Raw genomic sequence first — 26,711 nt, forward strand, 5'->3', positions numbered from 1 at the left:
CACGCAAGGTTGTTGTTTCATGATCGATCTGTCCCGTCGCGCACTTGTCCTGGGCGCACCCTTTGTTCTGGCCGGTTGCAGCGGCGTGCCCTCGTCCATGGCGGGCCTGGACGGCTTCGGAGTCGATCCCGAGTACCAGCGGATCTATGGCGAGATCGACGACGGCCGCTTCATCGTGCCGGCCATCGACGTCCGCAAGATCGACCCCAGGTTCCTGCGCCGGCAGGTCCAGGATCCCACCGGCGAGGCGCCCGGAACGATCGTCGTCGACCCCGACGCGCATCACCTCTTCCACGTGCAGGGTGACGGCACAGCCATGCGCTACGGCATCGGCGTCGGCCGGGAGGGCTTCGCCTGGAACGGCGATGCCCGCGTCCGCCGCAAGTCGGTCTGGCCGACCTGGACGCCGCCGGCCGAGATGATGCTGCGCGATCCGAAGGCCGCGCTCTATGCCGGCGGCATGCCCGGCGGCCTCGACAACCCGCTCGGCGCCCGGGCGCTCTATCTCTACCAGGGCGACCGCGACACGCTCTACCGCATCCACGGCACCGCCGAGCCGGCCTCGATCGGCAAGTCCGTGTCGAGCGGTTGCATCCGCCTGTTCAACCAGGACATCATCGACCTCTACAACCGCGTTCCGGTCGGCACCAACGTCGTGGTGCTGCCATCGAGCGGCGGCTACGCCTGATCTCGACCGGCCCCGGGGGCGGCGTCCATCCGCCCCGGCCGCGTCAGGCGCCGTCGACGAAGACCGCATCGAGGTTCCCGTCCTGCCGAAAGGCGCGGGGCCATCTCGCCAGCGACCAGAACCTGCCTCTCAGCGCTGCTTGCCGAGCTCGGCGACGGCGATGCCGCCGAACACCAGGCCGGCGGCGGCGATCTCGCCCCAGCCGATCGGCTCGCCCAGGATCGCCACCGCCATCAGCGCCCCGAACACCGGGATGAGGTTGATGAACAGGCCGGCCCGCGCCGGACCCAGCAATTCCACACCGCGAATGTAGAAGATCTGCGACAGGAGCGACGGGCAGATCGTGACATAGGCCATGATCGCCCAGCCCTTGGCGGTCGGCCAGTGGAAGGCTCCCTGCGCCATTTCCCAGATCAGCAGCGGCGCGGAGACGAGCATCGCCACCACCGAGAACCAGCTGAACAGCGACAGGCCCGGCAGCGGCGGCCGCAGCCGGAGGCCGAGCGTATAGCCGGCATAGAGCCCGCAGGCGACGAGGACGTAGAGGTCGCCGATGTTGAACTGGAACTCGGCCAGGCGCCGCAGGTCGCCGCCCGAGGCGACGACCGCGACGCCGACCAGCGTCGCGGCCGTGCCGACGCCCTGCAGGAGACTGGTCCGCGAGCCGAACAGCAGCATCGAGCCGGCGAGCACGAACACCGGGATCGAGGACTGCAGCATGGTGAGGTTGACGCCGCTGGTGTGATAGGCCGCCAGGTAGAGCAAGGCGTTGAACGCGGTGTAGCCGAGGGCCGCCATCGCCACCACCCAGGGCCAGCGCGGCGCCAGCACCGGCAGCACCGTACGCGCCTCCCGGCGATAGAGCGGCAGCAGGATCAGGCAGACCAGCAGCCAGCGCAGGAAGGTCAGGGTCATCGGCGTCACCTCGCCGATCGCCAGCTTGCCGACGATCGAGTTGCCGGCCCACATCAGGCTGGCTGCCGGCAGCACCACATAGGCGTTGTCGTAAAGGCCACGGAGGGGATTTCGCATCGCGGACGCCGGTGGGCGCCGTCGCCGAGGCCCGGCCCCGGTGGACGGCGGTTGAGGGGCCGGCGGCAGGACATCCGGCGAGCCGACCCGGCCGGCATTCGGCCGGGCTTCATGGCTCTACCGGCAGGCCCCAGGCCCGGCAACCCCCATTCGGCCGCCGGCCTGCCCGCGCGGCATGGCTCCCCTGCCCCATGCCGTACGCCCTTTTCCAAACGGGAGCGCACTGCTACATCACGATCGAAACGGACCAGAGACTGTCATGCCCCCCATTCGCCTCCTCGTGGTCGAAGGCAATGTCCGCGCCGCCCGCGAGCGCCACAAGTCGACCTACGGCCTGACGCCGTCGGAATCCTATGCGGCGACCCTCAGGCGCTTCGCGCCCGACGCGGTCTGCGACATCGCCTTTCCGGCCGACGAAGGCGCGAACCTGCCCGAATCGACCGGCCTGGCCGACTATGACGGCGTGGTGCTGACCGGCTCGGGGCTCAACCTGTGGAAGGCGGAGCCCGAATCCATGCGCCAGGTCGAGCTGGCGCGCGAGGTCTACCGCTCGGGCACGCCGTTCTTCGGCTCCTGCTGGGGCCTGCAGGTGGCGACGGTCGCCGCCGGCGGCTCCGTCCGCGCCAATCCCAAGGGTCGCGAGGTCGGCATCGCCCGCGACATCACCCTGACGCAGGCCGGCATCGGCCACCCGCTCTATGACGGCAAGGCGCCGATCTTCACCAGCCCCTGCGTGCACGGCGACGAGGTCGAGGCCCTGCCCGGCAACGCCGTCGTGCTCGCCGCCAACGCCGTGAGCGACGTGCAGGCGGTCGACATCAGCCATGACGGCGGCACCTTCTGGGGCATCCAGTACCACCCGGAATTCTCGCTCAACGAGCTGTCGGTGATCATGCGCCGCTACAAGCCGACGCTGATGGCCGAGGGCTTCTTCCGCGACGGCGCCGTGGCCGACCGCTGGATCGAGGATCTGGAGGCGCTGGTGGCCGACCCGCGCCGCACCGACATCTCCTGGCGCTACGGCATCGGCCCCGACATCCTCGACCCCGGCCGCCGGCTGAAGGAGATCGAGAACTTCATCGAGCACCGCGTCAGGGCGGTGCGGGCGCAACGCGGGCGGGACTGACGCCCGCCCCGGCTGTTCCGGCGGAAACAACCTCCCCGCGGCGCCTCCATGGCGCCGCAATCGCGCTCTTCATACAGCGTGTCATCCACGGGGAGGCTTTCATGCGCCACGCTCTCGCGATCGCCCTGGCCCTCGCGGCGCCGCCGGCCTTCGCCGCCGACCTCGCCGCCGGCTCGAAGGTCGACGCCGTCACCGTCTATCCCGACGGGGCGACCGTGACGCGCATCATCGCGTTCGACGCGCCCGCCGGCGACACGACGCTGGTGGCCAGGGACTTCCCGGCCGACCTCGACCAGGCGTCGCTGCGCCTCGACGCCTCGGCCGCTCCGGGCATGTCGGTCGCCGGCATCGATGCCAGGCAGGTCTTCGTCGACCCGCCGGAACCCGACGCCAGCCTCGAACAAGCGCTGCAGGACCTCAGGGACAGGCGCGCCGCGGTCGACGGCGAGATCGACGCGCTGCGCACCAAGCGCGGCTTCATCGAACGCATCGCCAGGAGCGCCTTGCCGGCCGTCGGCAAGGACGCCGGCGACAAGCCGTTCGACCCCGCCACGCTGCGCGCGACCTGGACCATGGTCGGCGACGATCTCGCCGCCGTGAACGAGGCGGTGCGCCAGGCCGAGATCCGCGCCCGCGACATCGACAAGGAGATCGCCAGGGCGACGGCGCAGCGCGACGGCCGGCCCCAGGGCCAGCAGCGCACGGAGCTGCGCATCGCCCTCACCGCCGACCAGGCCGCCAAGGGCCGCATCGCCGTCAGCTACGTCATCGGCCATGCCGGCTGGACGCCGCTCTACGACGCGCGGCTCGACAGCACGGCCGGCTCGCTCGATCTCGTCCGCCGCGCCCGCATCAGCCAGTCGACCGGCGAGGACTGGAGCGACGTGGCGCTGACCGTCTCCACCGCCAGGGCCACCGCCGGCGCCGCCGCGCCCCGGCTCGAGACCAGGCTGGTCCGGCTCTACCAGCCGCCGATCGTGCTGCAGGAAGCTCCGGCTCCGCTGGACGCCGCCCGTCCGAAGCTGCGGATGAACGCCCCGGCCGGCTCCGCCATGGCGGAGCCACCGGCTCCGGCGCCGGTCACGCCCGGCCGCGAGCAGGAGGCCAGCCTCGACACCGGCGGCTTCCAGAGCAGCTGGGCCCTGCCCGGCCGCACCTCGGTCGCCTCCGGACCGGCAACGCGGTCGCTGCGGCTCGCCTCCGACACGATCACGCCGGACATCGTCGCGCGCGCCGCGCCGGCCGTGCAGGCCACGGCCTTCCTGGAAGCCCGCTTCGACCATGCGGCGGACACGCCGCTCTTCCCCGGCCGGGTCTCGATCTATCGCGACGGCCTCTATGCCGGCCAGGCCGACATGCCGCTGGCCACGCGCGGCGAGCCGGTGCGCATCGGCTTCGGCGCCGACGACCGCATCAAGGTCGAGCGCGTCGTCACCCGCCGGACCGAGACGGATGCCGGCCAGGCCCGCGCCGGCCGCAGCGACCGCCGCGACTTCAAGGTGACCCTGCGCAACGGCCGGCCCGCGCCGATCCGGATCTCGGTGGAAGAGGCGATCCCGGTCAGCGAGATCGCCGACGTCAAGGTCGAGCTCTCGCCGCAGACGACGCCGCCGACCGAGAAGAACGCCGACAACCGCCGCGGCATCATGGTGTGGACCTACGACCTCGCCCCCGGCGCCATCCAGGACATCAAGTTCGGCTACAAGGTCTCCTGGCCGCCGGACCTGGACGTGCAGATGGATTGACGGGAACGCCCCCTGCGACGCTATTTCACGCGTTCATATGGGGTATAAAGTTGATTACACATAAAAATACGGATATGGGCATCGTCATGTCGAACCTGGCGTCCGGCACCACTCGCGGCGGCTTCTCAGCATGAGCAATTTCTTCGAAGAACGGGTTCTCAGCGTCCATCACTGGACCGACACGTTGTTCAGCTTCACCACCACGCGGGATCCGGGCTTCCGGTTCGAGAACGGGCAGTTCACCATGATCGGCCTGCCGGTGGACGGCCGCCCGCTGCTGCGGGCCTATTCGGTGGCCAGCGCCAACCACGAGGAGACGCTGGAGTTCTTCTCGATCAAGGTGCCGAACGGGCCGCTGACCTCGCGCCTGCAGCACCTGAAGGAGGGCGATCCGATCATCGTCGGCAAGAAGGCGACCGGCACGCTGCTGCTCGACAACCTCAAGCCCGGCAAGCACCTCTATCTGCTCGGCACCGGCACCGGCCTCGCCCCCTTCCTCAGCCTGATCAAGGACCCGGAGGTCTATGAGCGCTTCGAGCGCATCATCCTGATCCACGGCGTGCGCCAGGTCGACGAATTGGCCTATGGCGAGCGCATCACCCGGGAGTTGCCCGAGCACGAATTCCTCGGCGAGAGCGTGCGCGAGAAGCTGATCTATTATCCGACCGTGACGCGCGAGGCCTTCCGCAACACCGGCCGCATCACCGACCTGATCGCCACCGAGAAGCTGTTCGAGGACATCGACCTGCCGCCGCTCGACATCGAGGATGACCGGGTGATGATCTGCGGCAGCCCGGAGATGCTGCGCGACCTCAAGGCCATGCTGGAACAGCGCGGCTTCCTCGAAGGCAACCACGGCGAGCCCGGCCATTTCGTCATCGAGAAGGCCTTCGCCGAGCGCTGAGGGGTGGGGCACGCGGCGGTGCCGACAGCCGGCTACGGCGTCCAAAACCCTCTTCGCGAAGCGGTGGGGTGACCGACGAAGCCGGCTCCGGTGCGGAAGGTCGCGAGGTCCCGTCCGGTGCCGCTGCCTCGCGACGGCCGTACTCGCCGGACACAGACCCATAGGCGCTAAAATAAGCGACCGTCCGAGAAATGGGCTCGCCCATTCAGTCGCGTCACGGCCGGACTTGATCCGGCCATCTCGACGGGATTGCATGCGATCTCGTTAGGGAACACGGCGGTTGGGGCCTGTCGTCGCCCGATTCTGTGTCGTTGGTGTCCGCGTGGATGGCCGGATCAAGTCCGGCCATGACGGTTGAGAGGACGTCGCCCTTCCCAGCAGCGGCACGATCCGCCCCTATCCTGGTGCCCGTGGGAGACAGCCCTGCCCGTACCCCCACAATGCGGCGCCTTGGGGTGAAGGAAACGGGGTTTCTGGCCCCTATCTCCACGCACTACTCCCGCCTGGCCGTCCCCGGCAGCGCCACCACGTCGCCGGCTGCGACGGCGAGGCGGATCGCCTGGCCCTCGGCCACCGCGGCGGAGGGGCCGAGATGGGCGACGATCTCCAGGTCCGGCGCCGCGTCCGGCCGGACGTGGCAACGGTAATGCGTGCCGAAGAAGGCGGCGCCGGTGACCGTCGCCTCGCCGAGCGCCAGCGCCGCATCCGCCGGCCCGGCCTGACGAAACTGCTCGGGCCGGATGCACAGCGTCACCGCCTCCCCGGCGCCGGGAACGCCGGCCGTGAAGCTCGACAGCGGCAGCCGCACCGGGCCGAACGGCGTCTCCACCGCCGCCGCGTCGCCCGCCGTCCCGGCGATCCGGGCCGGCACGAAATTGACCTCTCCCATGAAGCCGGCCGAGAACAGCGAGCGCGGCCGCATATAGACCTCGGCCGGCCGGCCCGCATCGGCGATGCGGCCGGCGCTCATCACCACGATGCGGTCGGCGATCGCCATCGCCTCCTCCTGGTCGTGCGTCACGTGCACGAAGGTGGTGCCGACCCGCTTCTGGATCGCCTTGAGCTCGTCCTGCATCTGGCGGCGCAGCTTGAGGTCGAGCGCCCCGAGCGGCTCGTCGAGCAGCAGCACGTCCGGGTCGACGGCGAGCGCCCGCGCCAGGGCGACGCGCTGGCGCTGGCCGCCGGAGAGCTCGTGCGGCTTCTTGTCCGCCGCCGCCCTGAGGCCGACGAGGTCGAGGAACTCCAGCGCCCGCGCCTGGCGCTCGGCCCTGCCGACGCCGCGCATGCGCAGGCCGAAGCCGACATTGTCCTTCAGGCGCATATGCGGGAACAGCGCATAGTCCTGGAACATGGTGGTGGTCGGGCGCCGCGCCGGCGGCACCCGGGTCATGTCCTTGCCGCCGATCAGCACCTGCCCGGCATCGGGCGAGAGGAAGCCGCCGAGGATGGAGAGCAGCGTGGTCTTGCCGCAGCCCGAGGGACCGAGCAGCACGATGAACTCGCCCGCCCCGATCTCCAGCGAGACGTCGTCCAGGGCGGTGAAGACGCCGAACCTCCTGGTCGCATTGCGGACGGAGACCGAGGCGGTCATGGCTTGGCGTTCCTTCTGAACAGGACGAGCTCCAGCACCAGCAGCACCGAGACGGAGACGAGGAAGACGAAGGAGCCGATGGCGTTGGTCTTGGGGCTGAGGCCCGAGCGCAGCAGGCTCCAGATCTCGACCGGCAGCGTCACGTCGAAGCGCGACAGCAGGAAGGCGATGATGAACTCGTCCCAGCTGAAGGTCATCGACAGGAAGAAGGCGGCCAGCAGCGAGGGCATCAGCATCGGCGCCGTCACCAGCACCATGACCTGGAGGTCGCCGGCGCCGAGGTCGCGCGCCGCCCGCTCGATGTTGACGTGGTGCGAGCCCATCGAGGAATAGATGATGGCAAAGCACAGCGGCAGGTTGATCACGACATGACCGATGCCGACCGTCCACAGCGACAGGCGGATGCCGAAGCTGTTGAGCACGGTGAGCAGGCCGAGGCCGATGATCAGGTAGCTCACCGTCATCGGCGCGATCAGAAGGCCGCGCTGCAGGGCCGAGCCCGGCAGCTTGTACCGTGCCAGCCCATAGGCGGCGAGGAAGCCGAGGAGGCAGGCCAGCAGCGAGGAGAGGACGGCGACCAGGAAGGAGTTGCCGAGCGCCCGCATCAGCTTGGCGTCGTTGAACACGGCCGCGTACCAGCGCAGCGACGCGCCGTTGAAGGGCGGCACCGGCAACTGGCCGTCCTGGAACGAGAACAGCACCAGCACCGCCACCGGCAGGAAGATGAAGCCGAAGATCAGGACCGCATAGGCCGAGGACAGGGCGTGGACGATCCGCTCGCGCATGTCACACCCGGTCGATCTTGAGCCAGCGGGCCGTGGCGGCATAGGCCAGCGTCACCGCCAGCATCAGGATGATGGACAGGGCAGCGGCCATCGGCAGGTCGGCCCGGCGCCCGACCTGCAGCATGATGATCTGCGGCAGCACCAGTTCGTTGTTGCCGCCGAGGATCTGCGGCGTGACATAGTCGCCGATGCACAGGACGAAGGTCAGGAAGGCGCCGGTCATGATGCCAGGCAGGGTCAGCGGCAGGATCACGTGCCGGAAGGTCTGGAAGCCGTTGGCGCCGAGGTCGGCGGCGGCCCGGCGGTAGTTCGGCGACAGCTGCACCAGGTTGGCGTAGATCGTCAGGGTCAGCAGCATGACGAAGAAGTGCACGAAGCCGATCACGGTCGCCGTGCGGGTGCTGGCCAGATCCAGGGGCTCGGCGATCAGGCCGATGCCGATCAGGGCCTGGTTGACGATGCCGTTGCGGGCCAGCACCAGCAGCCACGCGTAGGAGCGCACGACATAGGAGGTCCAGAACGGCAGCACCGCCAGGATCAGCGCCAGGCGCTGGAAGCGGCGCGGCACGCGCTCGGCGATGATCCAGGCCAGCGGATAGGCGAGCAGCACCGAGAGCACGGTGACGGTGAGGGTGATCTCCAGAGAGTTGACCAGCCCCTTGAGCAGCGCCTCCTCCTGGAAGAAGCGCAGGTAGTTGTCGAGGTTCCAGACCCGGACGATGCCCTGGCCCTGCCGCGACCAGAAGCTCATAGCCGCCATGAACAGGAAGGGCAGCACGAAGAAGGCGAGCGTCCAGACCAGCGCCGGCAGGACGAAGCCCCAGGCCTTGCGGCGTTCGGCCTGTTCGAGGGACAGCGCGGCCATCGGCACGCTCCAGGCGGATGAGAGTGGCGGTCGGGCCGGGCGGGCGTGGCGCCGGACGATCCGGCCGAGCCCCGGGAAGGGATCGGCCGGCCGGGCTCAGTGCTGCATCATCTCCGTCCAGGCGTCCTGCAGCTTGCGGTCGAGCTCGGGCGTCGGGGCGGGATAGAGCTGCGCCCGCTTGAGATAGTCGGCCTGGTCGTTCCAGCGCAGCGCCGCCTTCTGGGCGTCGGTCAGGTGGGCGCCCGCCTTGCTGTTGGCCGGCATCGCCCAGTAGCAGGACGAGGTGGCGAGCCGCGCCTGCCCCTCGGGACTGAGGATGTACTGGACGAATTTCAGCGCCAGGTCCTTCCTGGTCGAGTCCTTCATCACGGCGAGCGACTGGCTCCAGCGCACGGCGCCCTGGTCGGGGATGACCCAGTCGAGGTTCGGCTTGTCGTGCACCAGGGACGCGGTGATCCACTCGCCGCCGCCGACGAGGATGTCGACCTCGCCGGTGGCGAGCGCGGTCTGGGACGCGGTGACCTCCCCGACCTGCTTGGCCACCGCCTTCATCGCCGCCAGCTTCTCCTTGATCGCCGGCAGGTCGGCGTCGGACAATTCGGCCGTCTTCTTGCCGAGGGCGATGTCGACGAGGCCGATCATCGGCAGGTAGTAATCGTACAGGGCGATGCGACCCTTGTACTTGTCCGACCACATGACGGACAGGTCCTTGACGTCCTTGGCGTCGACCTTGCTCTTGTCGAAGGAGATGGTGTTGTAGCCGAACTTCTCGGTGACGGCGTAGGTCTTGCCGTCCTTGCCGTTCTTGTCCGCCAGCCGCACTTCCGGGAAGATGTCGGCGTCCGGCAGCGCGCCGGCGGGAAGCTCGGCCAGCAGGCCGAGGTCGACGGCACGGTGCACGTCGATGCTGTCGATCACCATCACGTCCCAGTCGCCGGGCTGCGACTGCTCGAGGATGGAGAGCGCCGCCCCCGTCCCCTCATAGTCCTTCAGGTTGACCTTGACGTTGTTGGCCTTCTCGAAAGGCTCGATCAGCGCCGGATCGGTGTGGTCGCACCACACCAGCGCGTTCAGCTCGTCCTGCGCCGCGGAGGGCGTCGTGCCCGCGGCGGCAGAGACGGCCAGCACCGCGACGGTCGCCAGGCACCGGCGCAGCAGCGCGCCTGCGTTCGAAACAGGTTTCATGATCGGTCCCTCCGCCGGCGCGTCTGTTGCCGGCGCCGTTGACAAGAAAACTGAATGAACTCATTTTTCGTGTCAATCTGAAAAAATGAACCTGTTCATATTTGAGGAAGCCCATGGCCGGACTGCGCGCCAGGCAGAAGGCGGACCGGAACCGGCGCATCCTGGATGCGGCCACGAGGCTGTTCCGCGAGGTCGGCTACGACGCCGCGCGCATCGAGGACATCGCCGAGCTGGCGGACATATCGGTGGGCACCTTCTACAATTACTACGAGAACAAGGGCGACATCCTGGTCGCGGTGGTCACGATGGAGGTCGAGGAGGTGCTGCAGGCCGGCGGCGCCGTCGTCGACGCCCCGCCCCCTTCGGTCGCCGAGGCGCTCAAGGCGCTGATCGACCGGTACTACGACCACTCCCTGGTCTATCTCAGCAAGGCGATGTGGCGCGCCGCCATGGCGATGTCGATCCAGCAGCCGGAGAGCCCGTTCAGCAGGCGCTACACCGAGCTCGATTGCCGCCTGTGCCAGCAGGTCGCGACCCTGGTGCTCAGGCTGCAGCGGCGCGGCGCCGTCCGCCCGGACATCGACGCCGAGGCGGTCGGCCAGATGTTCTTCAACAACCTCAACATGATGTTCACGGAATTCGCGAAGCAGGATGCGATGACGCTCGATCACCTCAAGCAGGAGGTGACGCGCCAGAACCGGCCCCTGGCCACGCTGATCGCCGCGCCGCCGGCGCCCGACGCCCCCATTCCTTAAGCGACCGTCACATCGGCCGTCGCGGCTGTCATCAAAGCGTTGCGCAAGCGCGCTAGCCCCTATGCAGGATTTGAAGTTCGAGCAGGACATCGCGGATCGGGCCACGGTCCGCGATGTCCTGCGCGGAGACAACCGACCGCAGGGGATGGCATGCTGGCTATCGAACGGGTCTCGCGCCGCTTCGGCACCAAGACGGCCGTGAACGACGTCAATCTCCGGATCGCTCCCGGCAGCTTCATCGGGGTGATCGGCCGCTCCGGCGCCGGCAAGTCGACGCTGCTGCGCCTGATCAACCGCCTCGCCGACCCGACGCAGGGTCGCATTCTCTGGGACGGGGTCGACGTCACGGCGCTGCGCGGCCGCGAGCTGCGGCAGTGGCGCAGCCGCTGCGCCATGATCTTCCAGCAGTTCAACCTCGTCGGCCGCCTCGACGTCCTCACCAACGTGCTGATGGGCCGCCTCGCCACGGTCTCCACCGCCAGCTCGGTGCTGCGCCTGTGGAGCGACGAGGACAAGGCGATCGCCCTCTCCGCCCTCGAGCAGTTCGACATCGGCGGCCTCGCCGGCCAGCGGGCCGACTCCCTCTCCGGCGGCCAGCAGCAGCGCGTCGCCATCGCCCGGGCGATGGTGCAGGACCCGGCGATCATCCTGGCCGACGAGCCGATCGCCTCGCTCGACCCGCGCAACACCAGGACGGTGATGGATGCGCTGCTGCGCATCAACAAGCATTTCGGCATCACCGTGCTGTGCAACCTGCACTCGCTCGACATCGCCCGCGACTATTGCGACCGGCTGGTCGGCATGGCCGCCGGCAGCGTCGTGTTCGACGGCGTCCCGGCGGAGCTCACCGCCGACGTGGCGCGCCAGCTCTACGGCCTGGAAGCCGCCGACGTCATCGGCGCCGAGGCCGCTCCCACTCCGGCCGCGGCGACAGTTGCCCGCCCCGTCGCGGCCTGACCCTCGCCCCGGGGCTGCGGCCGTCGCTCCGGGGCGAGCCCTTTCTTTCCCACACTGTTCCCAATCGGACCAACAGGAGAAGTCCATGCTCACCCGCAGGACCATGCTCGGCGTCGCCGCCACGCTCGCTTTCGCCGGCGCCGCCCAAGCGCAGGACTGGAAAGCCCAGTATCCCGAGCTGACCCTCGGCGTCATCCCGGCCGAGAACGCCTCGGGCACGGTGGACCGCTACACCCCCCTCACCGACTATCTCAGCAAGGAGCTGGGCGTGAAGGTGACGCTGCGCGTCGCCAACGACTATGCCGCGGTGATCGAGGGCCAGCGCGCCGGCAACATCCATCTCGCCTTCTACGGCCCGGCCTCCTATGCCCGCGCCGTCATCACCGGCGTGGCCACCGAGCCCTTCGCCGTGCAGCGCCACGAGACCGGCCTCACCGGCTATTACTCCGTGGTCTATGTGAAGGCCGACAGCCCCTACAAGACCATGGACGACCTCAAGGGCAAGAAGATCGCCCTGGTCGACCCGAACTCGACCTCCGGCAACAATGCGCCGCGCTACTACCTCAACAAGGCCGGCTACAGCGTCGACAAGTTCTTCGGCTCCAACGTCTACGCCGGCAGCCACGACAATGCGGTGCTCGCCCTCGCCCAGGGCACGGTCGACGCCGCCGCCAACTCCTGGAATTCGGAGAACGATTCCAACCTCACCCGCATGCTGACCCGCGGCCTGCTCAAGAACGCCGACGGCACGCCGATGAAGAAGGAAGACTTCCGCGTCGTCTTCAAGTCGGACCTGCTGCCGGAGGGCCCGTTCGCGGCGCTGGCCTCCCTGCCCCCGGAGCTGAAGCAGGCGGTGGCCCAGGCCTTCCTCGATATGCCCAAGAAGGACAAGGCCGCCTTCGACAAGCTCTCCGACGGCAAGGACATCGAGTTCGTCGCCACCAGCCCGAAGGACTATGAGGGCATCATCGGCATGGTCAAGTACAACGACGAAGCCCGCAAGAAGTCCTGAGCCCGGCCATCAGGCCCGCGCCCGGCACGGCGCGGGCCTGATGCTCATGCGGACGAAGCGGACAGCGATCGCCCGCCTCGTCCGGAGCCATGCCCGACCTGATCGCAAAGGTGCTGAGATAGGGTCGGACCATGCCGCAGCTGGGAAAGGCGGTGTCCTCTCAGCCGTCATGGCCGGACCTGATCCGGCCATCCACGCGACTGCCAACGACACAGAATCGGGTGACGACTGAGAGGGCGCCGCCTTTCCCAAGAGCGTCATGGCTTGGCCCTATCTCTGCGTCCATGGAATCGAGTCCGGTCATGGCGCCCCTGGACCCGCGAACCTGCGTGTCGACGGCCGGTTCGTCCCAGCACCCACCGGGCGGCGCCCGCCCGTGACTTGCCGAAGCGTTCACGCGAAAGCCGTGCCGCGTCATGCCCTTGCCGACGATACCTGACTCATCGGCTCAAGCGACGTCCCTCCCCAAGCCGACCACCGGAGCCGCCTTGCCCAGCGCCCTGCCCCGCCTGCCAGACCACCAGGCCGCCGCCCTGATCGCCGCCTACCAGCGCCGCGTCGCGGCGCGGCGGTGGCGCATGCTCGGCCTCGTCGCGGTCTTCCTCGTCCTGCTCGGGCTCAGCGGCGTCATGGCCGAGGTCAGGCCCTGGGCGCTCGTCGCCAACATCGCCAATTTCGGCAACTACCTCGCCAAGACGGTGCCGACGCTGTCGCTGCAGAATTTCGGTGGCGACGTCGCCACCTGGTACTGGAACTTCCCGTCCTGGCTGCTGCTGCTCGGCGAGACGCTGCTGATGTCCTATCTCGGCACGCTGCTCGGCGGCATCGTCGCCTTCGGCCTGGGCTTCCTCGCCTCGGCCAACCTCGTCGGCAACCGATGGCTGCGCGTCGGCATGCGGCGCTTCCTGGAATTCTGCCGCACCGTGCCGAGCGTGGTCTTCGCCCTCCTGTTCGTCATCGCCTTCGGCCTCGGCCCGATGGCCGGCGTGCTGGCGCTCGCCATCCACACCGCCGGCGCGCTCGGCAAGCTGTTCGCCGAGGTCGTCGAGAACATCGACATGAAGCCGGTGGAGGGCCTGACCTCGACCGGCGCCGGCTGGGTGCAGACCGTGCGCTTCGCCGTGCTGCCGCAGGTCCTGGCCAACTTCACCAGCTATTCGCTGCTGCGCTTCGAGATCAACGTCCGCGAGGCCGGCGTGATGGGCTTCGTCGGCGCCGGCGGCATCGGCCAGGAGTTCCTGGTGGCGATCCGCAACTTCTACTACACGGACGTCAGCGCCATCCTGCTGATGATCATCGTCACGGTGGTCGCCATCGACCTCCTCACCGAGCAATTGCGCCACCGCCTCACCGACGCCCGGGGTGTGGCATGACCGGCGCCGCTCCCGCGGCCTCGCTGCGCGACCTCGCCCTGGCCGACATGGCCGGTCTCAAAGCCCGCCATCCCCAAGCCTTCGCCGTGTCGCCGCGCCGCCGCGCCGCCGCCATCGGCATCCCCGCCGCGGCCGCTCTCCTGGCGCTGTTCGCCATGGTCTGGTTCGACTTCTCGCCGGCGCGGATCTGGAACGGGCTCTACCGCCTCGGCGACTTCGTGGTGATGATGTTTCCGCCGAGCGCCGGCGGCCGCTTCCAGGCCTTCCTCGTCGCTCTCGGCGAGACGCTGGCCATCGCCTTCCTCGGCACGCTGGCCGGCGCGACCATCGCCTTCCCGCTCTCCTTCCTGGCGGCGCGCAACGTCACCGCCGGCTGGCCGCTGCGCTTCGCCATGCGCCGCGTCTTCGACGTCCTGCGCTCGGTCGACACGCTGATCTGGGCGCTGATGTGGGTGAGCGTCGTCGGCCTCGGCCCCTTCGCCGGGGCGCTGGCCATCGCCTGCTCCGACATCGGCGCCTTCGGCAAGCTGTTCTCCGAGGCGATCGAGACCACCGAGCGCAAGGCCGCCGAAGGCGTGGCCGCCTCCGGCGGCAGCAAGCTGCACCAGGTGCGCTTCGGCCTGCTGCCGCAGGTGCTGCCGGTGATGGCGAGCCAGGTGCTCTACTTCTTCGAATCCAACACCCGCTCGGCCACGATCATCGGCATCGTCGGCGCCGGCGGCATCGGCCAGTACCTGACCGAGCTGATCCGCGTGCTGGAGCTGGAGCAGGTCGCCTTCCTGATCATCATGATCCTGATCACGGTGGCGCTGATCGACATCGTCTCGACCCGCCTGCGCATGGCGCTGATCGGCCGACCCCTGGCGCAGAAATAGCCCCGCTCAGCTGACGACGACCAGCTCCATCCGATCAGCGACGAACAGCGTCTGCCCCGCCTTGATCGGCACGCCGTCCGCGTCGAGATTGGCGCCGTTGACCACCATCAGCACGCGGCCGGGCGCGAGGTCGAGCTCCGTCGCCTCCGCCGCGCTGGCGATGCGGGCCGAGACGCGCAGTTCGCCCAGCCGGTAGTCGGCGACGCCGCAGGCCGCCAAGGCCGGCGTGATCGCGCCCGTACGCCCGAAGGCCGCCGGGAACCCGGCGAAGCGCGGCAGCGGCAGGAACGAGGTGGCGATCGACACCGGCACGCCGTCGACGAAGCGCTTGATCCGCGTCTTCAGCACCGGCGAGCCCGACGCGATCCGCAGGATCTGCGCCGTCTCCTCGGACGCCGCCACCGTCACCGCCTCCAGAAGGTCGCCCGCCGCCGCGTGGCCGGCCCGCGCGACATTCTCGGAAAAGCGGGTGCGGGCGCCGATCGGATAGGGCACGCGCCGCCCCTCGACGAAGGTGCCGCGCCCCTGCGTCGCCCGCAGCAGTCCCTTGGCGGCAAGCTCGCCGATAGCGCGGCGCACGGTGTGGCGGTTGACGGCGAACCGCGCCGCCAGCTGCGCCTCGGTCGGCAGTTGCGTCCCGGCGGCAAGCAGGCCGGCAGCGATCTCCGCCTCGATCGTGTCGGCGATCTGGCGCCATGCGGCGACGCCGTCGCCGCGGGAGAGAGGCAGGCCGGCGACACCGTCGCCGCGAGACAAAGGCAAACCGGCGACACCGTCGCCGCGGGGCTGCGGGGCCGTGCCGGACGGCGCCGGCAGGGCCTCGGGCGTCATGAAGATGTCATTGGACTCGGACATGCATTTGTCTATACCATTAGACAAATCACTTGCATAGATATGGACGGCATCAGCATGGCAGTACCGGGCATGGCCGATTCAGGCGCGATCGCAGCGCGGCGCGAGATGATGCGCGTGTGCACGGAGGCGACGGCGGCGGAGCTGGCGGCGGCACTCGCCGCGCTGGCGCCGACGCCCCCGGCCCGGGACCTGCGCGCGCCCGAGACCGGGCTGGTGATGCTGCGCGGGCGCACCGGCGGCGACGGCGCGCCCTTCAACCTCGGCGAGGCCAGCCTGGTGCGGGCCGCGGTGCGGCTGGCCGACGGCGGCACGGGCTTTGCCTATCATCTCGGCCGCAACGCGGCCAAGGCGCGCAACGCCGCGATCCTGGATGCCCTGTGGCAGCAGGAGCAGCGGCGCCGGGCCGTCGAGGACGCCCTGGCGCCGGTCCGCGGCCGCCTCGACGCGCAGGCGGCGACGGCGGCCCGCAAGACCGCGGCCACGCGGGTCAATTTCTTCACCATGGTGCGGGGCGAGGACCAATGACCATCACCGCAGACCTTGCCGCGATCGGCGACCACGACGAGCTCAGCCCCGGCTTCATCGATCCGGTCGCCGATTCCCAATCCGTGTTCCGCGCGGTGATGATGGCCATCGCCCGCCCGACCACCGTGCATGCGCTGGCGTCCGGCCTTGCGCCGCCGGCGCCGCTGACGCCCGAGCTCGCCGCCGTGGCGCTGGCCCTCGCCGACCACGAGGCGCCGATCTGGCTCGACGCGCCGCTGGCCGCGGCGCCGGCGGTCTCCGCCTTCCTGCGCTTCCACACCGGCGCGCCGATCGTCGCCGATCCCGCGAAGGCAGCCTTCGCCCTGATCGCCGACGCCCCCGCCATGCCGCCCTTCGACAGCTTCGCGCTCGGCACCGATCCCTTCCCCGACCGCTCCACCACGGTGGTCTGCGCCGTGACGAGCCTCGACGGCGGCACGCCGATCGAGGTCGCCGGTCCCGGCATCCGCAGCCGCGCCACCTTCAGGGCCGGACCGCTGCCGCCGGATTTCCCGGCCCGGATCGCCGCCAACCATGCGCTGTTCCCGCGCGGCCTCGACACGCTCTTCGTGGCGTCTGGCTGCGTCTGCGCCCTGCCGCGGTCCTCCTTCCTGTCCCGGGAGGCCTGAGATGTACGTTGCCGTCAAGGGTGGCGAACAGGCCATCGACAATGCCCACCGTCTGCTGGCCGAGACCCGTCGCGGCGACACCGCCGTCCCGGAGATCGGCACGGACCAGATCACCGGCCAGCTTTCTCTCGCCGTCGACCGCGTCATGGCCGAGGGCTCGCTCTACGACCGCGATCTGGCCGCCGTGGCGATCAAGCAGGCGCGCGGCGACCTGATCGAGGCGATCTTCCTCACCCGCGCCTTCCGCACCACCCTGCCGCGCTTCGGCTATTCGGAGCCGCTCGACACCGGCGGCATGGCGATCCGCCGGCGCATCTCCGCCACCTTCAAGGACCTGCCGGGCGGTCAGGTGCTCGGCCCGACCTTCGACTACACCCATCGCCTGATCGACTTCGCCCTTGCCGCCGAAGCCGACGCTGCCGCGTCCGCCCCGGTCGCCGAGGCCGCGGCGGACGCCGGTCCGACGCCGCGCGTCACCGACATCCTCGGCGATGAGGGCCTGATCGAGCGCGACGTCCCCGCTCCCGAGGGCGTCGAGATCGGCGACCTCACCCGCACCCCGATCGATTTCCCGGTCGAGCGCGACATCCGCCTGCAGAGCCTCGCGCGCGGTGACGAGGGCTTCCTGCTGGCGCTGGCCTATTCCACCCAGCGCGGCTTCGGCCGCACCCATCCCTTCGTCGGCGAGATCCGCTTCGGCGAGGTCGAGGTGGAGTTCGTGCCCGAGGAGCTCGGCTTTCCCGTGCCGCTCGGCCGCATCGGCGTGACCGAGTGCCAGATGGTCAACCAGTTCCACGGCTCGGCCGAGGTGCCGCCGCAGTTCACCCGCGGCTACGGCCTGGTGTTCGGCCAGCTCGAGCGCAAGGCCATGTCGATGGCGCTGGTCGACCGCTCGCTGCGCGCCGGCGAGTTCGGCGAGGAGCGCGGCGCCCCGGCCCAGGACGAGGAGTTCGTCCTGTCCCATTGCGACAATGTCCAGGCCACCGGCTTCGTCGAGCACCTGAAGCTGCCGCACTATGTCGACTTCCAGGCCGAGCTCGACCTGGTGCGCCGCATGCGGGCGGAGCAGGCCGGCGAGACACCCCCCTTGCAGGAGGCGGCGGAATGACCAGCGCCAGCATGTCCGCGCCGGCCGGCGGGCCGACCGTCGCCGGCTACAATTTCGCCTATCTCGACGAGCAGACCAAGCGGATGATCCGGCGGGCCATCCTCAAGGCGATCGCCATCCCCGGCTACCAGACCCCCTTCGCCTCCCGCGAGATGCCGATGCCCTATGGCTGGGGCACCGGCGGCGTGCAGGTGACGGCGGCGGTGATCGGCGAGGGCGACACGCTGAAGGTGATCGACCAGGGATCGGACGACACCACCAACGCCGTGTCGATCCGCAAATTCTTCCAGAAGACGGCCGGGGTGAGGACCACCACGGCCACCGCCGAGGCAACGATCATCCAGACCCGCCACCGCATCCCCGAGGCGCCGCTGGGCGAGGACCAGATCCTGGTCTACCAGGTGCCGATCCCCGAGCCGCTGCGCTTCCTGGAGCCGCGCGAGACCGAGACGCGCAAGCTGCACGCGCTCGCCGACTACGGACTGATGCACGTCAAGCTCTACGAGGACATCGCCCGCCACGGCCATATCGCCACCACCTATGCCTATCCGGTTGAGGTCGCCGGGCGCTACGTCATGGACCCGTCGCCGACGCCCAAGTTCGACAATCCCAAGATGGACGACTGCGCAGCGCTGCAGCTCTTCGGCGCCGGCCGCGAGAAGCGCATCTATGCCGTGCCGCCCTACACCAAGGTGCGCAGCCTCGACTTCGACGACCACCCCTTCCGCATCCAGAGCTTCGCCCAGCCCTGCGCGCTGTGCGCCGCCGACAACGTCTATCTCGACGAGGTGGTGCTCGACGATCGCGGCGGCCGCATGTTCGTGTGCTCCGACACCGATTTCTGCGCCGCCCGCCGCGCGGCCGGCCACAAGGGCGCCATGCTGGGCGAGGCGCCCGCCGAGGTGTCCGGAGAGGCGCGGCATGGATAGGGGCATTGCCGCCAAACCAATCGCCGGAGCGCGACGCCGGCCGCTCCCCACTCCCGCCCGGGCGAGGGGGTCCGCGTCGCGGTTCAGCGTTTCCTTCGCGATGGCCGAGTGCCGTCGCAGTGCGATCCCGCCCCGAACGACACCCGACCAGCCCGCGCGACCGTTTCTCCCGGCCGGAGCCGCCCATGCCTGATGCCCCCCTTCCCCTCCCCGACGCGCCGCTGCTCTCGGCGCACGGGCTGACGAAATATTACGGCCGGCAGCTCGGCTGCGCCGACGTCTCCTTCGACCTGCACGAAGGCGAGGTGCTGGCGGTGGTCGGCGAGTCCGGCTCGGGCAAGTCGACCCTGCTCGGCCTGCTCGCCACCGAGCTGGAGCCGTCGGCGGGCGCGGTGTCCTACCGCATGCGCGACGGCCGCGCGCGCGATCTCCACACGCTGTCGGAAGCCGAGCGCCGCTTCCTGCTGCGCACCGATTGGGGCTTCGTGCGCCAGGATGCTCGCGAGGGCCTGCGCATGGGCGTCTCGGCCGGCGGCAATGTCGGCGAGCGGCTGATGGCGGTCGGCGCGCGCCACTACGGCGACATCCGCGCCGCGGCGCTCGACTGGCTCGGCCGGGTCGAGATCGCGAGCAACCGCATCGACGAGACGCCGGCGGCCTTCTCCGGCGGCATGCGCCAGCGCCTGCAGATCGCCCGCAACCTCGTCACCCACCCTCGCCTCGTCTTCATGGACGAGCCGACTTCCGGCCTCGATGTCTCGGTGCAGGCCCGCCTGCTCGACCTTATTCGCGGCCTCGTCGCCGAGCTTGGTCTGGCTGTCATCATCGTGACGCATGATCTGGCGGTGGCGCGCCTGCTGTCGCACCGCATCATGGTGATGCGGCACGGGCGCGTCGTCGAGACCGGCCTGACGGACCAGGTGCTCGACGATCCGCAGGAAGCCTATTCGCAACTTCTCGTGTCTTCGGTGCTCGCGGCATGACGGACGACCAGCCCATCCTCGCTCTGGAGAGCGTCGCCAAATCCTTCACGCTGCATCTGCGCGACGGCACGACCATCGGCGTGATCGGCGGCGTCGGTTTCACGGTGAAGCCCGGCGAATGCGTCGTGCTCGGCGGCCGGTCGGGCGCCGGCAAGTCGTCGATCCTCAAGATGATCTACGGCAACTACCGCGCCAGCGCCGGCCGCATCCTCATGCGCCGCGGCGCGGCCGTCGTCGACGTGACGGCGGCGGCGCCGCGCGAGATCCTCGCCCTGCGCCGCGACACGATGAGCTATGTCAGCCAGTTCCTGCGGGTCATCCCGCGCGTCTCCGCGCTCGACATCGTCGCTGCGGCGGCGCGCGAGACCGGGCTCGAGGCCGAGGCGGCGCTGGCCCGCGCCGCCAGCCTGCTCTCCCGCCTCAACCTGCCGGAGCGGCTGTGGCACCTGCCGCCGGCCACCTTCTCGGGCGGCGAGCAGCAGCGCATCAACATCGCCCGCGGCTTCGCCCCGGACCGCCCTCTCCTGCTGCTCGACGAGCCGACCGCCTCGCTCGACGCCGCCAACCGCGCCGTGGTGGTGGAACTGATCGGCGAGAAGAAGCGCCGCGGCGTCGCCATCGTCGGCATCTTCCATGACGACGACGTGCGAGAAATGGTCGCCGATCGAATCGTCGACGTCACCCGTTTCGCCGTTCCGCCCCAAGCCGAAAGCGCCCGCCATGATCGAACCGACGAGCTTCCTCATCGCCAACGCCACGCTGGTGCTGCCTGACCGGGTGGTCGAGGGCGGCTGGCTCGCCGTCGACGACGGGCTGATTGCCGAGATCGGAGAAGGCGCGCCGCCGGAAAAGGGCCTCGACTTCAACGGCGACCTGCTGCTCCCCGGCCTGGTCGAGCTCCACACCGACCATCTCGAGGCCCATTACGCGCCGCGCCCGCATGTGCGCTGGCACGCGCCGAGCGCGGTCGCCGCCTATGACGCCCAGCTCGCCGCCTCCGGCATCACCACCGTGTTCGATTCGCTGCGCGCCGGATCGGACGCCGACTCCGCCTCGATCGGCAAGGATCTGGTGGCGCTCGGCGAAGCGCTCGATGCCGCTCGCGCCGACGGGCATCTGCGCGTCGACCATCACACCCATCTGCGCTGCGAGATCGCCTCGCCGGACGTGGTCGAGCAGGCCATGGGCTTCGCCGAGCGCTTTCCCGTGCACATGATGTCGCTGATGGATCACACGCCGGGGCAGCGCCAGTTCCGGGATCTCGAGACCTGGCGGCGCTTCTACATGCGCAAGTCGCCGCTCAGCGACGCCGAGATCAACGAATTCGTGCGCCAGCGCCTCGACCTGCACGAGCGCTTCGCCACCGCCAACCGCCAAGCCCTGGTCGAGCTGGCGAAGCGGCACGGCATCGTGCTGGCGAGCCATGACGACGCGACGCAAGGCCATGTCGCCGAGGCCGTCGGCGACAAGGTCGCCATCGCCGAGTTCCCGACGACGATGGAGGCGGCGCAGGCTTCGCACGGTGCCGGCATCGCCGTGATGATGGGCGGGCCGAACATCGTGCGCGGCGGCTCCCATTCCGGCAACATCGCCGCCGAGGCTCTCGCCCGCGCCGGCGTGCTCGACATCCTCTCCTCCGACTATATCCCCGCCAGCCTGATGATGGCGGCGTTCGAGCTGCCGCGCCGGGTGCCGGCCATCGACCTTGCGGCGGCGGTCGCCATGGTGACGCGCACCCCGGCCGAGGCCACCGGCCTGACCGACCGCGGTGCCCTCGGGCCCGGCCTGCGCGCCGATCTCGTGCGCGTGCACCTCAACGCCACCACGCCGGTCGTGCGCCGCGTCTGGTCGCAGGGCCGGATCGCGGCATGAGCGCCGGCGCCTTCGTCTGCGTCGTCGGCCCGAGCGGCGCCGGCAAAGACGCGCTGATCGCCGAGGCGCAGCGCCGGCTCGCCGGCGATCGGCGCTTCCTGTTTCCGCGCCGCCTGGTGACTCGGGCGAGTTCGGCCTTCGAAGACCATGACAGCCTCAGCGAGGAGAGGTTCGCCGAGGGGGTCGACCAGGGTTGCTACGCGCTGAGCTGGCGGGCGCACGGCCTCGGCTACGCGCTGCCCGGCGACCTCGTCGGGGTCGTCGCGGACGGGACCTGCGCTGTCTGCAACGTCTCGCGCAAGATCATCCCCGAGGCGCGCCGACGGTTCGGACGGGTGCGCGTGGTGCTGGTCACCGCCCCGCCCGAGGTGATCGCCGCCCGCCTCGCCGCCCGCGGCCGCGAGAGCGCCGAGGCCATCGCCGCCCGCCGGGCCCGCGAGCAGGCGATGGACGATGTCGGCGTCGACCTCACCATCGTCAACATCGGCACGATCGCGCAAGGTGCGGACCGGCTGACGGCGTTCCTGGCGACGCACGCCGCGCCGGCGATCGTGTAGCCGCCGGCGCGGCGAATCAAGGCTGCGCCGGCTTGCCCGCCTGCTGCTGCCGACGATAGCCCTCGATCGCCTCCTGCGCCATCTCCTCACCCCAGCGGGCGCCGGTTGTCGCTATGAACTGGGCGACCACCGGCCGCTTCTGATCAGAATTAGGCCGAACAACACGGAGTGCAAAAGGCGCATGGGCCTCTCCTTGAGCAGACGAGCCCGCCCCCTACGGGCGCGATTGCGAACCTATTCGATCGGGAGGATCGATCGACGCTGAGGAAGGCATTCCCCATCTCCTTCTTGAACCGGGCGCGACCTTGTCGCCTGCCAAGCGACGCCCCCGCCATTTCGTGCGCTCTACGCCGCCCGCCCTGCCAGCATCTGCTCGATCAGCCCCTCCACCGCGCCGGGCTTGAGCCGTTCGTCGATCACCAGTTGCGCGGCGCCGAGGATGCCGGCGTTCCCGCCGGTCCGGCTGGTGACGATGGCAAGATCGCTTACGGCGAGCGGCAGGCAGCGTTGGTAGACATGCTCGCGGAGGCCGGCAAGCAGGTGCTCGCCGGCGCCGGCCAGCGTGCCGCCGACCACGATCATCGCCGGGTTGAGCATGCTGACCACGTCGGCCACCACCTGGCCGAGCACGCGCCCCGCCTCGCGCACGCTCTGAATGGCTTCGGGCACGCCGTCTTCCAGCAGCGCCATGACGTCGCGGGCATCGCGTGCCTCGAACCCGGCCTTGCGCAGGTCGCGGGCGATCGCCCAGCCGGCGGCCCGCGCCTCGACGCAGCCGCGCTTGCCGCAGCGGCACAGCGGCGCCCCGGGCGCGTCGAACTGGATATGGCCGATGTCGCCGGAGGCGCCGCGAGCGCCGCGATAGACGCCCCCGCCCATGACCAGGCCGCTGCCGATGCCGGTGCCCGCCTTGACGAACAGCACATGGTCCTGCTCCGGCCACATCAGCCGGTGCTCGGCCAGCGTCATCAGGTTCACGTCGTTGTCGGTGAAGACGTCGAGGGCGAGGTCGCGCCTGAGGCAGCCCTGGATGTCGAAATCGTCCCAGGCCCGCATCACCGACGGCCCGACGACGCGCCCGACATCGTAATGCACCGGCGCCGGCAGGCTGACGCCGAGGCCGAGCACCGGCGCGGCCCGGTCGGCGCGGCGCGCCAGGAGGGCGCGGCAGCCGCGGGCGACCTCGCCCAGGATCGCCGCCGGCCCGCTGCCGACATCCATGGGCACCAGGGTCTCGTCGCGGATCGCCGGCTCCAGGTCGGTCAGCGCCACGCGGATCATGCTTTCGCCGATATCGGCGGCGAGCACCGTGCCGAAGCCGGTGTTGAGCCGCATGGTCTTGGCCGGCCGGCCGCCGCTCGGCAGCGTCTCCTCGGCCTCGACGATCAGCCCGGCCTCGAACAGCACGGCGAGGCGCTGAGAGACCGTGGCGCGCGACAGGCCCGACACCCGCTCCAGGGCCGGGCGCGTCGAGGCCTGACGCGACAGGATCAGCGACAGCACGGGCCCCGCGCCGGCTGTGGTCAGATGCACGCGCATGCTGCCGGCCCCCCTCTCCCGGCAGGCTGCCGGGCCGCTGCTTCAATGGCAAGAATTAATGTATGAAATTATACATAAGTCAAATGCCATTCGCTTGACATCCTACAGAAAGCGGCAATACTCCCCCCGCTGCCGGAGCGTCGCGCCGGCCGTCAAGAACGCCGCCCCGCCGAGCCGAGGGCGCAGACTATCGGAGGAGACGAGATGAGTTCGAAGACTTTTGCGCGTGCCCGCCGCCCGCTGCTTGCCCTCGCGAGCGTCGCCGCCCTCGCCCTGATGAGCGGCACCGGCTTTGCCGCCGACAAGGTGCTGGTCGGCCTGATCACCAAGACCAACACCAATCCCTTCTTCGCCAAGATGAAGGAAGGCGCCGAGGCCAAGGCCAAGGAGCTCGGCGTCGAGTTCCAGGCCTTCGCCGGCAAGTATGACGGCGACAACGACGCGCAGGTCGCGGCGATCGAGAACCTGATCGCCTCCGGGGCCAAGGGCATCCTGATCACCCCCAGCGACACCAAGGCGATCGTGCCGACGGTGAAGAAGGCGCGCGACGCCGGCATTCTGGTGATCGCCCTCGACACGCCGCTCGACCCGATCGACTCGGCCGACGCCACCTTCGCCACCGACAACTTCAAGGCCGGCGAGCTGATCGGCGCCTGGGCCAAGGGCACGCTCGGCGACAAGGCCAAGGACGCCAGGATCGCCTTCCTCGACGCGATCGAGAGCCAGCCGACGGTCGACGCCATGCGCGACCAGGGTTTCATGAAGGCCTTCGGCATCGACATCAAGGATCCCAACCGCTACGGCGACGAGGACGATGCGCGCATCGTCGGCCATCAGTGGGGCAAGGGCGCCGAGGAAGGCGGCCGCACCGGCATGGAGAACCTCCTGCAGAAGGATCCCTCCATCAGCGTCGTCTACACCATCAACGAGCCGACCGCCGCCGGCGCCTACGAGGCCCTCAAGGCCGTGGGCAAGGAAAAGGACGTGCTGGTCGTCTCGGTCGACGGCGGCTGCCCCGGGGTCAAGAACGTCAAGGACGGCGTCATCGGCGCCACCTCCCAGCAATATCCGCTGCTGATGGCCTCCATGGGCGTGGAAGCCGTGGTCGCCTTCGCCAAGGACGGCAAGAAGCCGGAGAAGACCCCCGGCCTCGACTTCTTCAACACCGGCGTGTCGCTGATCACCGACAAGCCCGTCGACGGCGTTCCCTCGATCACCACCGAGGAAGGCCTGAAGAAGTGCTGGGGCTGATCCCGGCCAGGCCCGGCGCCTGACCTTTCGACATCCGGGGAGCGGTGCGAGCCGCTCCCCTTCCCTTGGGCCCGGCCCAGTTGACGAGGACCTTCCTGACATGACGCGCGCCGACGAAAAGCTCGCCCGGATCCGGGCCGGCAAGTACACCCGTTCGGATTTCATCATCGCCGACGCCAAGGACGGCGACATGGGGCCGAGCATCACCTCCTGCGGCCCGCATCGCGCCAAGGACGGTAGCTGGTCGCGCTACCGCACCCGCGCCGAGTTCCTCGACCAGATCCAGGCGATCGTCGAGCAGGACATCGTCGACATCATGCTCACCTCCGCCTCCAACCTGGAACTGCTGCAGGAGCGCGGCGTGTTCCAGGGCAGCGCGGTGAAGCCGGCCATCCGCGCCAACGACACCACCGACATCTGGGTGATGCGCGGCGCCTCCTACGTGAAGAAGCCCTCGCGCCCCTACCGCACCGCCTCGCTGTCGCGGGTGACGACGGGCACCGACTATCCCGCACCGGGCGGACGCCTCGTCGGCACCGATCTCGGCCTCTACTCCATCACGTTCAACAACGACCTCGACGCCGACTACGAGTCGCTCGAGGCCTTCGCCGCGTTTCGCGAGGACGCTGCTGCGAACGATTTCAAGTACTTCCTGGAAGTCTTCAATCCGAACGTCGACACCGGCATCGCTCCCGACGTGCTGCCGCATTACGTCAACGACTGCATCATGCGCTGCCTCGCCGGCGTGGTGAAGGCTGACCGGCCGCAGTTCCTGAAGATCGCCTATAACGGCCCCAAGGCGCTGGAGGAGCTCGCCTCCTACGATCCCGCCGTCATCGTCGGCGTGCTCGGCGGCGGCGCCGGCACCACGCGCGACTGCTTCGAGCTCCTGTTCCAGGCGGAGAAGTACGGCGCCCGCGTCGCCCTGTTCGGCCGCAAGATCAACCTGGCGGAAAGCCCGCTCGACATGGTCGCGACCATGCGCGAGGTCGCATCCGGGAACCTCGCCCCCTCCGCGGCGGTCAAGGCCTATCACGGCGCGCTGGAACGCCAGGGCATCAAGCCGAACCGCAGCCTGGCGGACGACGATCAGGTCACCGAGGCGGTGCTGAAGAACTGACAAGGAAGCGATCGGACACCGTGCCCGTCTCGACCTTGCCCGGGCAGTGCGAGACGCCGCGGTTCCGATCAAACCGAGACGCCCACACCCTCCCTGACGGCATGCCGGACCGTTCCAGCTTGCCGTCCTTGTCCACCCATCTCGGGAATACCCGATATGGGTGGACAAGGACAAAGGGTGGGGACGCTGACGCGGGGGACGCTCTCCCAGCCCGTCATGGCCGGACTTGATCCGGCCATCCACGCGGACGCCAACGGCACAGAATCGGGCGACGACAGGCCCCAATTGCCGCGTTCCCTGGCGCGATTGAACGGGCGAGCCCATTTCCCCGACGATCGCCGATCTCAGCGCCTCCGGGGTTTGTCCCGGCCATGACGACCAGGTTGGCGTACTCGGTCCGGGCGGCGCCTTGGTGCCACGCCCGAAGCGACTGTCCTCCAACGAAAGCCA

At 69.6% G+C, this 26,711-nt stretch carries 26 protein-coding genes; 19 read left to right on the plus strand and 7 right to left on the minus strand.

Annotated elements, in window-relative coordinates:
- Positions 1-19: 19 nt before the first annotated feature.
- On the plus strand, positions 20-688 hold the full coding sequence (locus AC27L4_RS12205) for a L,D-transpeptidase (protein WP_487142415.1): 669 nt from the start codon (positions 20-22) through the stop codon (positions 686-688).
- Between the two features lie 129 nt (positions 689-817).
- Here AC27L4_RS12205 and AC27L4_RS12210 read toward each other — a convergent pair whose 3' ends face one another.
- Entirely contained in the window at positions 818-1,720 is a 903-nt protein-coding gene (locus tag AC27L4_RS12210) for a DMT family transporter (RefSeq protein ID WP_487142416.1), read from the minus strand.
- A 259-nt stretch (positions 1,721-1,979) separates the two neighbouring features.
- Between AC27L4_RS12210 and AC27L4_RS12215 the strand changes: the two genes are divergently transcribed.
- The 3 genes from AC27L4_RS12215 to AC27L4_RS12225 all read left to right on the plus strand — a co-directional run bounded on the left by AC27L4_RS12215 (position 1,980) and on the right by AC27L4_RS12225 (position 5,495).
- Entirely contained in the window at positions 1,980-2,846 is an 867-nt protein-coding gene (locus AC27L4_RS12215) for a type 1 glutamine amidotransferase (RefSeq protein ID WP_487142417.1), read from the plus strand.
- 101 nt (positions 2,847-2,947) lie between these two features.
- Positions 2,948-4,591 carry a mucoidy inhibitor MuiA family protein gene (locus tag AC27L4_RS12220; RefSeq protein WP_487142418.1) on the plus strand — a complete coding sequence of 548 codons (1,644 nt, stop codon included), beginning with the start codon at positions 2,948-2,950 and terminating at the stop codon, positions 4,589-4,591.
- A gap of 130 nt (positions 4,592-4,721) precedes the next feature.
- Positions 4,722-5,495 (plus strand): ferredoxin--NADP reductase, encoded by a 774-nt coding sequence (locus AC27L4_RS12225; protein WP_487142419.1) that lies wholly within the window; start codon positions 4,722-4,724, stop codon positions 5,493-5,495.
- Between the two features lie 493 nt (positions 5,496-5,988).
- On the opposite strand, the gene AC27L4_RS12230 is transcribed toward AC27L4_RS12225, so the two are convergent.
- The 4 genes from AC27L4_RS12230 to AC27L4_RS12245 all read right to left on the minus strand — a co-directional run bounded on the left by AC27L4_RS12230 (position 5,989) and on the right by AC27L4_RS12245 (position 9,921).
- Positions 5,989-7,086 carry an ABC transporter ATP-binding protein gene (locus AC27L4_RS12230; RefSeq protein ID WP_487142421.1) on the minus strand — a complete coding sequence of 366 codons (1,098 nt, stop codon included), beginning with the start codon at positions 7,084-7,086 and terminating at the stop codon, positions 5,989-5,991.
- On the minus strand, positions 7,083-7,871 hold the full coding sequence (locus AC27L4_RS12235) for an ABC transporter permease (RefSeq protein WP_487142423.1): 789 nt from the start codon (positions 7,869-7,871) through the stop codon (positions 7,083-7,085). The genes AC27L4_RS12230 and AC27L4_RS12235 overlap by 4 nt, the downstream gene beginning before the upstream one ends.
- A gap of 1 nt (position 7,872) precedes the next feature.
- Positions 7,873-8,736 carry an ABC transporter permease gene (locus tag AC27L4_RS12240; protein ID WP_487142424.1) on the minus strand — a complete coding sequence of 288 codons (864 nt, stop codon included), beginning with the start codon at positions 8,734-8,736 and terminating at the stop codon, positions 7,873-7,875.
- 96 nt (positions 8,737-8,832) lie between these two features.
- On the minus strand, positions 8,833-9,921 hold the full coding sequence (locus tag AC27L4_RS12245) for a polyamine ABC transporter substrate-binding protein (protein ID WP_487142426.1): 1,089 nt from the start codon (positions 9,919-9,921) through the stop codon (positions 8,833-8,835).
- Between the two features lie 113 nt (positions 9,922-10,034).
- Here AC27L4_RS12245 and AC27L4_RS12250 point away from each other — a divergent pair, with 113 nt between their 5' ends.
- The 5 genes from AC27L4_RS12250 to phnE (AC27L4_RS12270) all read left to right on the plus strand — a co-directional run bounded on the left by AC27L4_RS12250 (position 10,035) and on the right by phnE (AC27L4_RS12270) (position 14,893).
- Positions 10,035-10,676: a TetR/AcrR family transcriptional regulator gene (locus AC27L4_RS12250; RefSeq protein WP_487142427.1), complete on the plus strand. Its 642-nt coding sequence runs from the start codon at positions 10,035-10,037 to the stop codon at positions 10,674-10,676.
- A 150-nt stretch (positions 10,677-10,826) separates the two neighbouring features.
- Positions 10,827-11,633 (plus strand): phosphonate ABC transporter ATP-binding protein, encoded by an 807-nt coding sequence (phnC, locus tag AC27L4_RS12255; RefSeq protein WP_487142428.1) that lies wholly within the window; start codon positions 10,827-10,829, stop codon positions 11,631-11,633.
- 85 nt (positions 11,634-11,718) lie between these two features.
- Positions 11,719-12,645, plus strand: a complete 927-nt coding sequence (phnD, locus tag AC27L4_RS12260; RefSeq protein WP_487142429.1) for a phosphonate ABC transporter substrate-binding protein — start codon at positions 11,719-11,721, stop codon at positions 12,643-12,645.
- A 488-nt stretch (positions 12,646-13,133) separates the two neighbouring features.
- Entirely contained in the window at positions 13,134-14,018 is an 885-nt protein-coding gene (phnE, locus tag AC27L4_RS12265; protein WP_487142430.1) for a phosphonate ABC transporter, permease protein PhnE, read from the plus strand.
- Positions 14,015-14,893 (plus strand): phosphonate ABC transporter, permease protein PhnE, encoded by an 879-nt coding sequence (gene phnE, locus AC27L4_RS12270; protein WP_487142431.1) that lies wholly within the window; start codon positions 14,015-14,017, stop codon positions 14,891-14,893. The genes phnE (AC27L4_RS12265) and phnE (AC27L4_RS12270) overlap by 4 nt, the downstream gene beginning before the upstream one ends.
- A 6-nt stretch (positions 14,894-14,899) precedes the next feature.
- Here phnE (AC27L4_RS12270) and phnF read toward each other — a convergent pair whose 3' ends face one another.
- Positions 14,900-15,748 (minus strand): phosphonate metabolism transcriptional regulator PhnF, encoded by an 849-nt coding sequence (phnF, locus tag AC27L4_RS12275; protein WP_487142433.1) that lies wholly within the window; start codon positions 15,746-15,748, stop codon positions 14,900-14,902.
- 69 nt (positions 15,749-15,817) lie between these two features.
- Here phnF and phnG point away from each other — a divergent pair, with 69 nt between their 5' ends.
- The 8 genes from phnG to phnN all read left to right on the plus strand — a co-directional run bounded on the left by phnG (position 15,818) and on the right by phnN (position 22,351).
- Positions 15,818-16,273, plus strand: coding sequence for a phosphonate C-P lyase system protein PhnG (phnG, locus tag AC27L4_RS12280; RefSeq protein WP_487142434.1), 456 nt, complete (start codon positions 15,818-15,820; stop codon positions 16,271-16,273).
- Complete coding sequence (gene phnH, locus AC27L4_RS12285; protein ID WP_487142435.1) at positions 16,270-16,902, plus strand: phosphonate C-P lyase system protein PhnH; 633 nt, start codon at positions 16,270-16,272, stop codon at positions 16,900-16,902. The genes phnG and phnH overlap by 4 nt, the downstream gene beginning before the upstream one ends.
- A gap of 1 nt (position 16,903) precedes the next feature.
- Entirely contained in the window at positions 16,904-18,010 is a 1,107-nt protein-coding gene (locus AC27L4_RS12290) for a carbon-phosphorus lyase complex subunit (RefSeq protein ID WP_487142436.1), read from the plus strand.
- 11 nt (positions 18,011-18,021) lie between these two features.
- Positions 18,022-18,939 carry an alpha-D-ribose 1-methylphosphonate 5-phosphate C-P-lyase PhnJ gene (locus tag AC27L4_RS12295; RefSeq protein WP_487142932.1) on the plus strand — a complete coding sequence of 306 codons (918 nt, stop codon included), beginning with the start codon at positions 18,022-18,024 and terminating at the stop codon, positions 18,937-18,939.
- Between the two features lie 185 nt (positions 18,940-19,124).
- Positions 19,125-19,922 carry a phosphonate C-P lyase system protein PhnK gene (gene phnK / locus AC27L4_RS12300; protein WP_487142438.1) on the plus strand — a complete coding sequence of 266 codons (798 nt, stop codon included), beginning with the start codon at positions 19,125-19,127 and terminating at the stop codon, positions 19,920-19,922.
- Positions 19,919-20,695, plus strand: coding sequence for a phosphonate C-P lyase system protein PhnL (phnL, locus tag AC27L4_RS12305; RefSeq protein ID WP_487142439.1), 777 nt, complete (start codon positions 19,919-19,921; stop codon positions 20,693-20,695). Before phnK ends, phnL begins: the two co-directional genes overlap by 4 nt.
- On the plus strand, positions 20,643-21,794 hold the full coding sequence (locus tag AC27L4_RS12310; RefSeq protein ID WP_487142440.1) for an alpha-D-ribose 1-methylphosphonate 5-triphosphate diphosphatase: 1,152 nt from the start codon (positions 20,643-20,645) through the stop codon (positions 21,792-21,794). Before phnL ends, AC27L4_RS12310 begins: the two co-directional genes overlap by 53 nt.
- On the plus strand, positions 21,791-22,351 hold the full coding sequence (gene phnN, locus AC27L4_RS12315; RefSeq protein WP_487142441.1) for a phosphonate metabolism protein/1,5-bisphosphokinase (PRPP-forming) PhnN: 561 nt from the start codon (positions 21,791-21,793) through the stop codon (positions 22,349-22,351). Before AC27L4_RS12310 ends, phnN begins: the two co-directional genes overlap by 4 nt.
- Positions 22,352-22,696: 345 nt before the next feature.
- Here phnN and AC27L4_RS12320 read toward each other — a convergent pair whose 3' ends face one another.
- Positions 22,697-23,890 (minus strand): ROK family protein, encoded by a 1,194-nt coding sequence (locus tag AC27L4_RS12320; protein ID WP_487142443.1) that lies wholly within the window; start codon positions 23,888-23,890, stop codon positions 22,697-22,699.
- 204 nt (positions 23,891-24,094) lie between these two features.
- On the opposite strand from AC27L4_RS12320, the gene AC27L4_RS12325 reads away from it, so the two are divergent.
- Positions 24,095-25,141 (plus strand): substrate-binding domain-containing protein, encoded by a 1,047-nt coding sequence (locus AC27L4_RS12325; protein WP_487142444.1) that lies wholly within the window; start codon positions 24,095-24,097, stop codon positions 25,139-25,141.
- 100 nt (positions 25,142-25,241) lie between these two features.
- Positions 25,242-26,261, plus strand: a complete 1,020-nt coding sequence (locus AC27L4_RS12330) for a hypothetical protein (RefSeq protein ID WP_487142445.1) — start codon at positions 25,242-25,244, stop codon at positions 26,259-26,261.
- The last annotated feature ends 450 nt before the right edge of the window (positions 26,262-26,711 follow it).

The organism is Labrys sp. Lb11, from assembly GCF_057554225.1.

What these genes read in the sequence shown, in the direction of transcription:
- AC27L4_RS12225 (WP_487142419.1), top strand. Translation starts at nt 4,722, where the DNA reads ATGAGCAATTTCTTCGAAGAACGGGTTCTCAGCGTCCATCACTGGACC.
- AC27L4_RS12325 (WP_487142444.1), top strand. Translation starts at nt 24,095, where the DNA reads ATGAGTTCGAAGACTTTTGCGCGTGCCCGCCGCCCGCTGCTTGCCCTC.
- AC27L4_RS12205 (WP_487142415.1), top strand. Translation starts at nt 20, where the DNA reads ATGATCGATCTGTCCCGTCGCGCACTTGTCCTGGGCGCACCCTTTGTT.
- AC27L4_RS12295 (WP_487142932.1), top strand. Translation starts at nt 18,022, where the DNA reads ATGTCCGCGCCGGCCGGCGGGCCGACCGTCGCCGGCTACAATTTCGCC.
- AC27L4_RS12320 (WP_487142443.1), bottom strand. Translation starts at nt 23,890, where the DNA reads ATGCGCGTGCATCTGACCACAGCCGGCGCGGGGCCCGTGCTGTCGCTG.
- phnE (WP_487142431.1), top strand. Translation starts at nt 14,015, where the DNA reads ATGACCGGCGCCGCTCCCGCGGCCTCGCTGCGCGACCTCGCCCTGGCC.
- phnG (WP_487142434.1), top strand. Translation starts at nt 15,818, where the DNA reads ATGGCCGATTCAGGCGCGATCGCAGCGCGGCGCGAGATGATGCGCGTG.
- phnD (WP_487142429.1), top strand. Translation starts at nt 11,719, where the DNA reads ATGCTCACCCGCAGGACCATGCTCGGCGTCGCCGCCACGCTCGCTTTC.
- AC27L4_RS12220 (WP_487142418.1), top strand. Translation starts at nt 2,948, where the DNA reads ATGCGCCACGCTCTCGCGATCGCCCTGGCCCTCGCGGCGCCGCCGGCC.
- AC27L4_RS12210 (WP_487142416.1), bottom strand. Translation starts at nt 1,720, where the DNA reads ATGCGAAATCCCCTCCGTGGCCTTTACGACAACGCCTATGTGGTGCTG.
- phnF (WP_487142433.1), bottom strand. Translation starts at nt 15,748, where the DNA reads ATGTCCGAGTCCAATGACATCTTCATGACGCCCGAGGCCCTGCCGGCG.
- phnL (WP_487142439.1), top strand. Translation starts at nt 19,919, where the DNA reads ATGACGGACGACCAGCCCATCCTCGCTCTGGAGAGCGTCGCCAAATCC.
- phnH (WP_487142435.1), top strand. Translation starts at nt 16,270, where the DNA reads ATGACCATCACCGCAGACCTTGCCGCGATCGGCGACCACGACGAGCTC.
- AC27L4_RS12230 (WP_487142421.1), bottom strand. Translation starts at nt 7,086, where the DNA reads ATGACCGCCTCGGTCTCCGTCCGCAATGCGACCAGGAGGTTCGGCGTC.
- AC27L4_RS12245 (WP_487142426.1), bottom strand. Translation starts at nt 9,921, where the DNA reads ATGAAACCTGTTTCGAACGCAGGCGCGCTGCTGCGCCGGTGCCTGGCG.
- phnC (WP_487142428.1), top strand. Translation starts at nt 10,827, where the DNA reads ATGCTGGCTATCGAACGGGTCTCGCGCCGCTTCGGCACCAAGACGGCC.
- AC27L4_RS12310 (WP_487142440.1), top strand. Translation starts at nt 20,643, where the DNA reads ATGATCGAACCGACGAGCTTCCTCATCGCCAACGCCACGCTGGTGCTG.
- phnK (WP_487142438.1), top strand. Translation starts at nt 19,125, where the DNA reads ATGCCTGATGCCCCCCTTCCCCTCCCCGACGCGCCGCTGCTCTCGGCG.
- AC27L4_RS12235 (WP_487142423.1), bottom strand. Translation starts at nt 7,871, where the DNA reads ATGCGCGAGCGGATCGTCCACGCCCTGTCCTCGGCCTATGCGGTCCTG.
- AC27L4_RS12330 (WP_487142445.1), top strand. Translation starts at nt 25,242, where the DNA reads ATGACGCGCGCCGACGAAAAGCTCGCCCGGATCCGGGCCGGCAAGTAC.
- phnN (WP_487142441.1), top strand. Translation starts at nt 21,791, where the DNA reads ATGAGCGCCGGCGCCTTCGTCTGCGTCGTCGGCCCGAGCGGCGCCGGC.
- AC27L4_RS12250 (WP_487142427.1), top strand. Translation starts at nt 10,035, where the DNA reads ATGGCCGGACTGCGCGCCAGGCAGAAGGCGGACCGGAACCGGCGCATC.
- AC27L4_RS12290 (WP_487142436.1), top strand. Translation starts at nt 16,904, where the DNA reads ATGTACGTTGCCGTCAAGGGTGGCGAACAGGCCATCGACAATGCCCAC.
- AC27L4_RS12240 (WP_487142424.1), bottom strand. Translation starts at nt 8,736, where the DNA reads ATGGCCGCGCTGTCCCTCGAACAGGCCGAACGCCGCAAGGCCTGGGGC.
- AC27L4_RS12215 (WP_487142417.1), top strand. Translation starts at nt 1,980, where the DNA reads ATGCCCCCCATTCGCCTCCTCGTGGTCGAAGGCAATGTCCGCGCCGCC.